This is a genomic window from Vibrio sp. V43_P6S15P86 (assembly GCF_009904725.1).
Classification (GTDB): domain Bacteria; phylum Pseudomonadota; class Gammaproteobacteria; order Enterobacterales; family Vibrionaceae; genus Vibrio; species Vibrio diabolicus.
The window spans coordinates 1-10,682 of sequence record NZ_WXWT01000090.1; the positions used below are offsets into that span (position 1 = coordinate 1).

At 44.2% G+C, this 10,682-nt stretch carries 7 protein-coding genes and 1 pseudogene; 3 read left to right on the forward strand and 5 right to left on the reverse strand.

Annotated features, from left to right (window positions below):
- Window positions 1–1,955: methyl-accepting chemotaxis protein (locus tag CAG69_RS03780; RefSeq protein WP_237668030.1), on the forward strand; the 1,955-nt coding region annotated here is incomplete at its 5' end.
- Window positions 1,956–2,118: 163 nt separating this feature from the next.
- Complete coding sequence (locus CAG69_RS03785; RefSeq protein WP_005390608.1) at window positions 2,119–3,279, forward strand: DUF1887 family protein; 1,161 nt, start codon at window positions 2,119–2,121, stop codon at window positions 3,277–3,279.
- Between the two features lie 156 nt (window positions 3,280–3,435).
- On the opposite strand, the gene udp is transcribed toward CAG69_RS03785, so the two are convergent.
- The 4 genes from udp to CAG69_RS03805 form a co-directional block, all read right to left on the reverse strand.
- Window positions 3,436–4,194, reverse strand: coding sequence for a uridine phosphorylase (gene udp, locus CAG69_RS03790; RefSeq protein ID WP_012842006.1), 759 nt, complete (start codon window positions 4,192–4,194; stop codon window positions 3,436–3,438).
- Between the two features lie 306 nt (window positions 4,195–4,500).
- Window positions 4,501–6,807, reverse strand: coding sequence for a zinc/cadmium/mercury/lead-transporting ATPase (locus CAG69_RS03795; protein ID WP_161442797.1), 2,307 nt, complete (start codon window positions 6,805–6,807; stop codon window positions 4,501–4,503).
- 180 nt (window positions 6,808–6,987) lie between these two features.
- A complete protein-coding gene (locus CAG69_RS03800) occupies window positions 6,988–7,407 on the reverse strand; it encodes a CBS domain-containing protein (protein ID WP_005390603.1) in 420 nt (139 codons plus the stop codon).
- Between the two features lie 248 nt (window positions 7,408–7,655).
- Complete coding sequence (locus tag CAG69_RS03805; RefSeq protein ID WP_065645414.1) at window positions 7,656–8,390, reverse strand: RNA methyltransferase; 735 nt, start codon at window positions 8,388–8,390, stop codon at window positions 7,656–7,658.
- A 1,034-nt stretch (window positions 8,391–9,424) separates the two neighbouring features.
- On the opposite strand from CAG69_RS03805, the pseudogene CAG69_RS03810 reads away from it, so the two are divergent.
- Window positions 9,425–10,195: pseudogene (locus CAG69_RS03810) on the forward strand (IS5 family transposase); the annotation flags it as partial.
- Between the two features lie 99 nt (window positions 10,196–10,294).
- On the opposite strand, the gene CAG69_RS22430 reads toward CAG69_RS03810, so the two are convergent.
- Window positions 10,295–10,682, reverse strand: a 388-nt coding sequence (locus CAG69_RS22430; RefSeq protein ID WP_237668031.1) for a hypothetical protein, incomplete at its 5' end; no start/stop codon positions are given.

The following is a 10,682-nucleotide window of genomic DNA, read 5'->3' on the forward strand; positions in this document are numbered from 1 at the left end:
TTGCTCTGATCATCATCCTATTTGCCGTCACAATTGCCATTATGATGGGAGGAATGAGTGATATTCACGGGAAGTTTGGCACCGTGTCTAAATCATCCCTACCACTGGTATCGTTATCTAACCAAACCAGTGTTGAACTGCTTTCTGCCGACAAATCGTTTAAAGATTTTCTGACGACAGAGAATAAACAACGCATGGATGAAATGCGTCAGGAATTTGCTAGATCTCAACAACGTTTCGAATCCACTTTGGCTCAATTGGAAACAGCAAGCCAAATCTACCCTTCTCTTGCCGAACCGTTTTCACAATTAAAAACGTTAGAGCAGAGCTATTTTACTGAAGCTCTTGAAGCCATGGACAACTACGAAGCGATGTTCGCTGCGCAAGAAAAAGTGCAAAAATCGTCACGTCGCTTCCAAAAGCTGAATACCGAGTTGTCGGTCGGCCTTAAAGAATATGTGGCAGATCAAACCAGCATTTCTGTCAAAGTCATGGCGAAGAGTTACTTCATTAAGCTAAAAGATGCCGAAGTTATAACCTCTGATGCCCTCGCCAGCTCTGATCCTGAGTTTGTTACGCAAGCCGTGACCAAAAACCGCAAAGCAGTGACTCATTTGAACTATGCTTTCCGTGGTTTAGTTACTCAATTGCCTGAACTAAAAACAGCGTTTGGTGAGTCGGTAGAACAATTCACACGCGACGTGGGAATGCGTGGAGGGGTGTTAGACCAGCACAATAATTACCTAAATGCTCGTGCAGCGCTATACAACAACATCGCCAACCTAGCGAATAAAGTTGATTCAACCATGGCGATTCTTGAGCAATTTACGACAACCGCAACGGATAAACTTAATGAGTCGTTAGCAGACGCTGGTGACATTTATTCTGCGGGTGTGACGAAAGCCATCATCATTGGCGTTGTTGTCGTGCTACTTGCCACAGCGATTGGCTACCACATCGCGCACAGCGTTCGCGAGCCATTGACTCGTATTCTAAAAGTGCTTGAAAGCCTGACTGAAGGTGACATGACACAACGTATCGATATTCGCTATAACAACGAGTTCAGCCGAGTAAGTGGACACATTAACTCACTCGCCGACAGTCTTCACGAGATCTTAGTGAAACTCAACGAAGCGTCAGAGAACCTATCTTCGACCGCAGCAACAAACGAAAGCACGTCTTCGCAAGCGCAAAGCAAATTAAGTTCACAACGCGAGCAAACAGCAAACGTTGCGACCGCAATGACGGAAATGTCTCACTCAGTGCAAGAAGTCGCTCAAAGTGCACAAGGCTCACTAGAAATGGTGCAGCGTGTCGAATCTGCCTCTGAAGAAGGCAGAAATGTCATGAGCAGCAATATCTCGACCATAAATCAACTGGAAACGCGTTTGAACGAATCCGTTTCCGCTGTCTCTGAATTGCAAAAAATGAGTGGTCAAATTGGTTCTATCCTCGATGTGATTCGCAACATTGCTGAACAAACTAACCTATTGGCATTGAATGCAGCAATTGAAGCGGCTCGCGCTGGCGAGCAAGGTCGCGGCTTTGCGGTAGTGGCCGATGAGGTGCGTGTGCTTGCATCCAGAACCACTCAGTCCACCACTGAAATTGAATCGATGATCAGTAATCTGCAATCCAGCTCTCAGTCAGCAAATCAAGTAATACAAAGCTGTATGAGCGATATGGAGATGTCTGTTGAGCAAGCATCAAAAGCGAACAGCTCAATGGAAGAGATTCAAGCGCTAATCATCGAAATCAGCCAAATGAGTACGCATATTTCGCAAGCGGCAGCAGAGCAAAGTGAAACCTCAGCAGACATTGCACGCAGTATTGAAGATATCAATAGTATCGCCGATGAAAGCTTCCAAGCTATGTCGAGCATCGCACAGACCAGTGAATCCCTGACTCACTTGGCTCATCAACAGAATGAATTGGTTCACCGCTTTAAGTTATAAATCATTTATAAATTTGAGCATTAATCAGTGCAATCAACTGTATAAGGGCGACTTTTTGTTAAGTCGCCCTTGTTTTTTATCAGCCATGTCTACATATGATTAATATGGCCAGCTCATCCCCTTGCACATCTATTTTCGAGCGGCCTCATAAAAAGGAAAATCTATGGCTGTTCATGTTGGTATTATCGACCAAGACCCAGTGAGATTGGTCACTCCTCTATTAGATAATCGTACGCTAAGCACACATATCGTCTTCATCGGAGACAAGAGCCAGTTAGATATATTTGACCGACTGAGTGCCGTTTTAGAGCAACGAGACATTACTTCCGAATTTTTTGAAATCCCATCCGCCGTCAATACTTCGCTGATCAAACAAGCGATTCAAAAACTGGCAAAAGATCTCCATGAACGCGGCGAAGATGTGAAATTGAACGCCAGTTGCGGTCTTCGTCATCGCTTATTGTCTGTGTACGAGGTTTTCCGTACCTATCGCTGGCCAATTTTTGTGGTTGAGCCAAGTAGCGATAAGCTTTGCTGGTTATACCCAGATGGCAAAGAAGATACTCAAGTCGAAGACCACATTACGATTGCTGACTACCTCACCATCTTCGGCGCACGCGGCGAGTTCCACCACGTTGATTTACCTCCTCTTCTTGATAAAAAACTGTATGAACTTGGTGAACGCTGGGCCTCAAATGCGCTTGAGCTTGGTCCAGGCTTAGCGACTCTTAACTACCTTGCAACCACATGCCGCAAAGAGCAAAAACTTGATGTGGAGCTTTCTGAAAAGCAACAAGGCTACCGTGAGCTCAACATGCTGCTTTCGGACTTAGTGGAAGCGCAAATCGCCACTTATGAGAATGGCGTTCTAACGTTTGCAGATGAAGATGCACGCCGCTTTTCAAACGGTGAATGGTTAGAGACTCTGGTACACAGCACGGTCAAGCAAATTCAAGATACGATGCCGACGATTCAAGATCGCTCTTTGAATGTTCAGGTTTATCGCAAACTTGGTGAAAGTGAAGTACGCAATGAGTTGGATGTTGCAACAGTGGTAAACAACAAGCTCCACATCATTGAGTGTAAAACCAAAGGCATGCGAGATGACGGCGATGACACCTTGTACAAGCTAGAGTCCCTCAGAGATCTGCTAGGTGGTTTACAAGCACGTGCAATGCTGGTGAGCTTCCGACCGCTTCGTCACAATGACATTACTCGTGCAGAAGATTTGGGGCTAGCTCTGATTGGCCCTGATGAGCTTAAAGACTTAAGAACGCACCTAACGGCTTGGTTTAAAGACGCAGGCGGCTCGGACGAGATCTAACATCAGCGATAAAAGCTAGAATTCAAAATGATCAAAAGCAGCGTTACAGGCTGCTTTTTTCATACCTAATTTTTAAGTGTGGGTTTAGATAGGTAGAAAAAAACCAGAGGCGTGCCTCTGGTTTTTCCGTTTGTTTAACATGCCAATTATCGCGGCTTACAGCATTTTACGCGCTGCTTCTACTACCACCTTAATTGAACGAGCTTCCGTCTCTTTCAGTGTTGAATGATCTGGAATCTCTTTTTGTGTACGGTTGATGATTACACCCGCTACACAACCTGCTTTTAGACCAGAGCTCGCACACATTGTTAGCAATGTTGCAGACTCCATCTCAAAGTTAAGTACGCCCATGTCTTGCCATTCTTGCATAGAACCTTGGAAACGCTTAACAACGCGACCAGAGAACGTGTCGTAGCGCTCTTGACCTGGGTAGAACGTATCACTTGAAGCCGTCACACCCATGTGAACCGCAGCGCCAGACTCTTCTACTGCCGCTTTCATTGCAGTTGCTACTTCAAAGTCAGCAACTGCTGGGAATTCCATTGGCGCAAAGTGCAGGCTCGCACCGTCAAGGCGAACTGACCCCGTCGTTACGATCATGTCACCTACGTTTACATGCGGTTGAATTGCGCCAGTTGTACCAACACGTAGGAAAGTACGAACACCAAGTTGCGCGAGTTCCTCAACTGCGATAGAGGTAGAAGGGCCACCAATACCTGTAGAACAAACCACAACAGGTTTACCGTCTAATTCGGCACGGTATAGCGTGTATTCACGGTGACTTGCTAGAAATACTGGGTTTTCCATTTGTTCTGCGATTTTTTGAACGCGCGCTGGATCACCAGGAATGATGGCTAGAGTCGCACCATTAAGATCAGCTTCAGTAACACCTAAATGAAATACAGCTTGAGACATAAGTCGCTCCTTATTGTGGCTTATTTTATGAACAATAAGCTCATTAATCAGTTATTGGGTACAAATGCACTGTAGCGAACCTTTCACCAACATAGAGTGATCACAATCACAATGAGAAAATGTAATGAAACTATAATTTCACCCAAAACAAGCAATGATCACACTTTTGGGGAGTTTGGCTCATTTTGTTGCATAGCGATGCGTGATTTAAAAAACAAACTAAAACATATTATTAGATTTCGTCGATACGGTTAAAAAAGCCCGAGACACGAATGCCTCGAGCTTTTTATTAGCTAGTTAGGTAGGTCACTTGGCCTGCTTGGACTCAAAACGGAGCAATCTCAACGCATTTAACGTAACCAGTGCAGTTGCGCCGCTATCGGCTAATACTGCCACCCATAGACCCGTAATGCCCAGTAAACTTGTCACCAAGAAAACGCCTTTCAAACCAAGCGCTAACGCAACATTCTGACGAATATTACTTAACGTCGCACGCGATAGTTCTATCATGGCAGGTAACTCAATCAGACGATTGTGCGTTAATGCCGCGTCGGCCGTTTCCAGCGCAACATCCGTACCGCCTCCCATCGCAATACCGATACTCGAAGCTTTCATCGCTGGCGCATCATTAATACCATCTCCCACCATTGCAACGGTGTGTTGCTGTGATAGTTTCTCGACGTAATGCACTTTATCTGCTGGTAATAAGCTTGCTTTATAATCCAAGCCTATTCTGGCCGCCATTGCCTCAGCACTTCTCGGGTTGTCACCGGTTAGCATCACCGACGTTATCCCAAGCTCCTTCAACGTAGCGATAGCTTCTTGGGCATCTGGGCGCAATGTATCTTGCCATGCAATCACGCCAATGACCTCGTAATCGTAACGCACAATGACAACCGTTTTACCTTGTTGTTCCAACGTCACCACTCGCTCTTCGGTTTCTTGAGAAAGTGGGAAATCGGCCTTAGAAGGCGTGACTACTTGGACTATTTTCCCATCGACGTAACCTGTGACACCAGAGCCCACTTGCGCGGTTTTATCTAGCGCTTCAGGAATAGGAAGCCCCTGCTGTTGCACTTTATTAACTAAAGAAACCGCGAGAGGATGGCTTGAGCCAACTTCGATTGAGGCTGTCAGGCTAAGTAACTTGTCTTCATCTACACCAAAAGCAAAGACGTCGGTCACCTGTGGTTTACCTTGCGTCAATGTACCGGTTTTATCAAATGCGACGGACTCAACCTTACCAAGCAACTCAAGCGCCGCACCACCTTTGATTAATGCCCCCCGCTTCGCCGCAGCCGCCAAGCCAGAAGTAATCGCTGCAGGCGTTGAAATAACCAACGCACACGGACAGGCGATCAGTAACAGGGCAAGTCCTCGATAAATCCACGTTTCCCATGGTTGAGCAAACAACAGTGGTGGCGTGACGATAACCATCAGGGACACCAACATCATCAGCGGCGTATACCAACGGCTGAACTTATCCAGAAAACGTTCTAATGGTGCCTTACGAGATTCTGCTTCTTCAATCAAATGGAGAATTCGGTCAATCGCATTCTCGCCTTGGCGAGAGGTCACCTGTAAACGAACGACTTTATCGACAACCACAGCCCCGGCCATCACTTTGCCACCCGTTTGGTGCTCAACGGGAACGGATTCTCCCGTTAACGCGCTTTCGTCAAAACTTGCAAGCGCATCTTGCAACACACCATCCGCTGGCAAACGACCACCGGGTGCAACTTCTATAATATCCCCCGGCTTAAGCTGAGCTGCAGGCACCTCTTTACGCTCACCATCAACAATTAAAATTGAATTTTCTGGGACTAAGTCCATTAGCGCTTGGACACCACTTCGAGCGCGGGATGATGCATATGCTTCTAACTTTTCACCAATAAGGAAAAGCAATAACACCATTGCCGCTTCAGCGGTTTCACCTAAATATAAAGCGCCGAGCGCTGCCACACTCATTAACGTTTCAATCGCAAAAGGCGTACCGCTACGCGCCAACTTGAATGCTTTGAGCGCAATTGGGTATAAACCCAGTAAGCAGGTCAACGTGAATAACCAAGCGCTTATTTGAGGGTCGATCTTAGAAATTATTGCCGCGACAGCCATCGCACTAGCAATAGAGAGAATTTGAATGTTGTCTTTTACTACCCCACGCCAGCCTTTCGTTGCGGTATTTGGTTTTGGAGCATCGAGTGAAGAAAGCGGAAAACCTGTTTGTTGGGCTGCATGTTCTATCGTAGAGGTCAGCTCGTGATTATCAAAATCGACAACCAGTTTTTCTGTTGCAAACAAGACTTTTGCTTGGCTAACACCTTCCAAAGACGTAATAGCTTTTTCAAGCTTTTGTGCACATGAAGGGCAATCCATACCTGACACAAGCCACGAGTTTCGAATTGAGGAATCATTCTCCCTTGAGGGCTCTTCTTCCTCACCAGGATCGGCGCTACAACTACCTCCGCTGCAACATGAACTTTCGGACACTTCTACGCCAGCTTGAGAAATGCTGAGTGAAGATTTTACTGGTGCGCAGCACGACTCGCTCGCGCCAAGCGGCACCGCAGTTTTGATTTTGCTGGATTGGCAACCTTGATGTTTCGTACACATAATTTATTTTCCTTATTGGTGTAGGCTCTTTGCCTATGACTAAGGATAAACCTTAGAGCTAGCTCCAAGGTCAAGGTGATTTTTTAAAAACTCGTCGATTGAAAATAAAAAAAAGACGCCGAAGCGTCTTTCCAAATGACTTATTTAAAATCAAGCACCTATGATATTTGATCAGAAAGGTTAAACTGGATGCTTAAAACATTCATTTAAAGTCATCCCGATGGCGCGCAGCACATCTCGCCTAGTGATAACGCCAACCAATTTACCTTTGCCGTCAACCACTGGATACATTTTTGGCTTACCAATCTTCATCATGTCAGCCAACTCAATCACTGACATGTCTGGAGAAACAGATAAAACATCGTCATGCATACACTCTTGAACGGTATGCGTGTCTTGGCAGTGATAACTCGCTTTCACCAATTTATCTAACAAGTCTTGTTCTGATAAGAATCCAACTACCTTTTCATTCTCATCAATGACGGGCCCACCTAATGTGACGCTTTGCATGACTTTATTCAAAGCAGCCGAAAGTGACATATCTTTAGTGAAGGTCACCGCTTGCAACGTCATGTAATCTTTTACTTTTAATGAATGCATTCTTATCTCCTTAAGGGCATTTTATTGCGGCCTTTAGATAAGTGTCGCCTAATTTCCTGAATTTACTAAATGGAAATGAGTAATTTTATTTATAGGTGCAGCCTATTGATCTGAATCAAAATTAAGTCATCCTCGGCATTCACTGTTGTTTAATTGAGTACAACTTGCAAATGGGCTCATTTTTAACAGGTGGTAAATACAACAAAGCCAGTCAAATTGACTGGCTTCATTATTGGCGCATAGTTACATTAACAATGATGTCGACGCATATTGTCTAAAATAATACCGGTTGCCATTGCGACATTCAGCGACTCAGCACCACCAAATGCCGGAATCGTGATCTTATTTGTCACGAGCTTCGCAGCTTCTTCACGTACGCCGTGGGACTCGCTGCCCATCAACAAAATACCTTCAGCAGCGAATTCCGTTTTATGAACGCTCTCCCCTTCCAGAAACGCGCCATAAACTGGCAAGTTGGCTTCTTCTAAGTAACTTGGCAAATCCACCAGACTCACTTGTACGCGGCCAAAACTGCCCATGGTCGCGCTGATCGTCTTAGGATTATACGGATCAGCACAATCTGTACTCGCAATAATGTGCTTGATGCCATACCAGTCTGCGACACGAATAATCGTTCCTAGATTACCTGGGTCAGATACGCCATCTAGCGCAATCATCAAGCCTTTTGCTTGAGGCACTTTTACACTCGGGATTTCAACCACTGCAATGGCCGCGTTATTGCTCACGAGAGTGCTCGCTTTGGTCAGGTCGTCAAGCGATGCTTCAATGCAATCAAAACTACATAGCGCACTAGCGTTTTGTTCGAGAAATGCCTCGGTTGCGAAGACATGCTTCACCTTTAATGAACTACTTGCCAGCTCTAAAACGTTCTTTTCACCCTGAACTAGGAATAAGCCATGCGCTTTACGCTGTTTCTTTTGACCTAAAGCACGAAGCAGTTTTAATTGGTTTTTTGAAATCATTAAAGTATCCCAGGTGAAAATGGTTATTCGGCGAATGTACTCGAAATAATCTTCACGACAGTTCGGTATCAAGCGCGTGAGATTATAAATTATACCTAAATAACCTCAAGAAACTTGATTCATCAGAAGACTTTGAAGAGCAAACGCAGTAAAAGAGGGTTCAAAAACGAAAAAAGCCCTGCGATATACGCAGGGCTTTTTGTCGCTAAAACCATAATGCGTCCAACCACATAGTTTAAACTCAACATGTTACATATTGGCTAAAACCATAATTTGTCCAACTTTAAAACCATAACATGTCCTTTTAGTTAGCTTCAACAAAAACACTGAGATTAAGTGTAAGAAAGTTACACAACATTAGATGCGGTCAAAATTTTCTGTAGACTGAATTGAGTAATTAAAGCACGACAGAGCTTTCGTTACTTATACGGGTATAGTGGATGTGTTTAGCAAGATTTATGGGCAGATCTTTTCTAGCTGAGCTAGATTCTTTGAGATCAATCATCTTCACTAAAAACCGTATGGTCGTAAATAAAAAAACCATTGGACAAGTATCAGTTTCGGAAAATCTAACAATAGCAAACCATGAATAACTCCAAGTATGACAAAGTGAAAAAAGCCCACTGTCAGATTCGATGCAAGTGAACTAAGATTATACAGGTCAAAGTATGAAAAGTCCGCTATTTCTATGTAATGATGTGTATTATCCGTAAATGGTTTGTCTGACACTTTACCTCTGCCTTCATAAAGAACAACCACTGTTGAGTTCTTATGCGTACTATACGGTGCTACTTGAACCCACCCATTTGGGTCTGCTCCCTCTCTAACCGTACAGCCATCATTTATTTCTGGAGTACAGCCGTAAGCATACACAAAAGTAAGACCCTATCATTATTTACAAGAAGCTTCATGAGTGGGTTTGCATGATGGCTCTTGTAGTAATGGGTCATTATTTCTATTTGTTGCTTAAATCCATGGAACTAAATCAAGATGCCACGATCTGATCGGCTACACCCATTAATCCTCGTAGCCTCATGCCTAAACCTCGTTACAAAACGACGAATTGTAAGCAGTACAATCAAGCCTTAATTAACCATGGTTCTCTGACCTTTTGGATTGATGAGGAAGCGATAGCCGATTGGAAGCAAAACAAACAAGGCAAGCGTGGTAGACATCGCCGACTCAGCGACTTAGCCATTACTACCGCACTGATGGTGAAACGCGTATTCTTTATGCCATTGAGAGCGCTGCAAGGTTTTCTAGACTCAGTATTTAAGCTGGCTAACATTCCGCTTGTTTGCCCGCACTACACCTGTATAAGCCCTCGAGTCAAGGAAGTTGAGGTTTCATTTAAAACCAAAACCAGAGAAGCAATACAACATCTGGCAATTGATGCCACTGGCCTCAAGGTTTATGGCGAAGGTGAATGGAAGGTCAAGAAGCATGGTACTTATGGGAAGCGCAGAGTCTGGTGTAAGCTGCATATCACAATAGATACCAGCACCCATGAAATAGTCGTAGCAGAGCTGAGTTAATCTAACGTAACCGATGCCGAAGTGCTCCCCAACTTACTCAAGCAGACATGTCGAAAAATCATTGAGATATCAGATGATGGTGCCTATGACACAAGGAATTGCCATGATTCTATACGGGTCAAGCGAGCGGTTCCGCTTATCCCACCACGAGAAGGGCCTGTCTTCTGGCAACAAGGACATCCTCGTCATTTAGCATTAGGTTGTCAGAAGCTCTACGGCTCCAACGAGAAGTGGAAAAAGCGGTATGGTTATCACAAGCCTTCATTCTCATAAATATATTGGTTAATCATGACTTAACGTTAGACATCTTCGCTTTCCATAGAAATTGTGCAACAAAGCCTAATAAGAATTAAAGCCAGTACCTACAATTTATCTTAATCTTAATGGGTTAAAAGATAGTGACTGCTTAATTTTTTTGAAAATTTGTACCGTCACCTTATCCAGTTCTAGGGTCCAATGGCTTTCCCTCTCTGATACATTAAATTCGACTGAACCTTTATTGTAGCGAGCTTGAAGCAAGCACGAGTAAGGCTCTATGCCACCATCAAATTCAACTGCGATAACCATTATGAAGTTTACCACTAATGAATTATCTACTCGAGCGATAATATCGTAATTACTAATATGTAATGGTTTATGGTTTGGAGAAAATAGCTCTACATATCGATATTTAGCATCGTGATAGCAATAGGAATCAACGTCAAGAAATCTTGCCACATAGGTCCGTAATTCTTCTAATCTTCTATGGATCAGGAGC

Bases quoted from the DNA above. Each gene is read 5' to 3' on its own strand.
- udp (WP_012842006.1), bottom strand. From the start codon at position 4,194: ATGTCTCAAGCTGTATTTCATTTAGGTGTTACTGAAGCTGATCTTAAT.
- CAG69_RS03800 (WP_005390603.1), bottom strand. From the start codon at position 7,407: ATGCATTCATTAAAAGTAAAAGATTACATGACGTTGCAAGCGGTGACC.
- CAG69_RS03805 (WP_065645414.1), bottom strand. From the start codon at position 8,390: ATGATTTCAAAAAACCAATTAAAACTGCTTCGTGCTTTAGGTCAAAAG.
- CAG69_RS03785 (WP_005390608.1), top strand. From the start codon at position 2,119: ATGGCTGTTCATGTTGGTATTATCGACCAAGACCCAGTGAGATTGGTC.
- CAG69_RS03795 (WP_161442797.1), bottom strand. From the start codon at position 6,807: ATGTGTACGAAACATCAAGGTTGCCAATCCAGCAAAATCAAAACTGCG.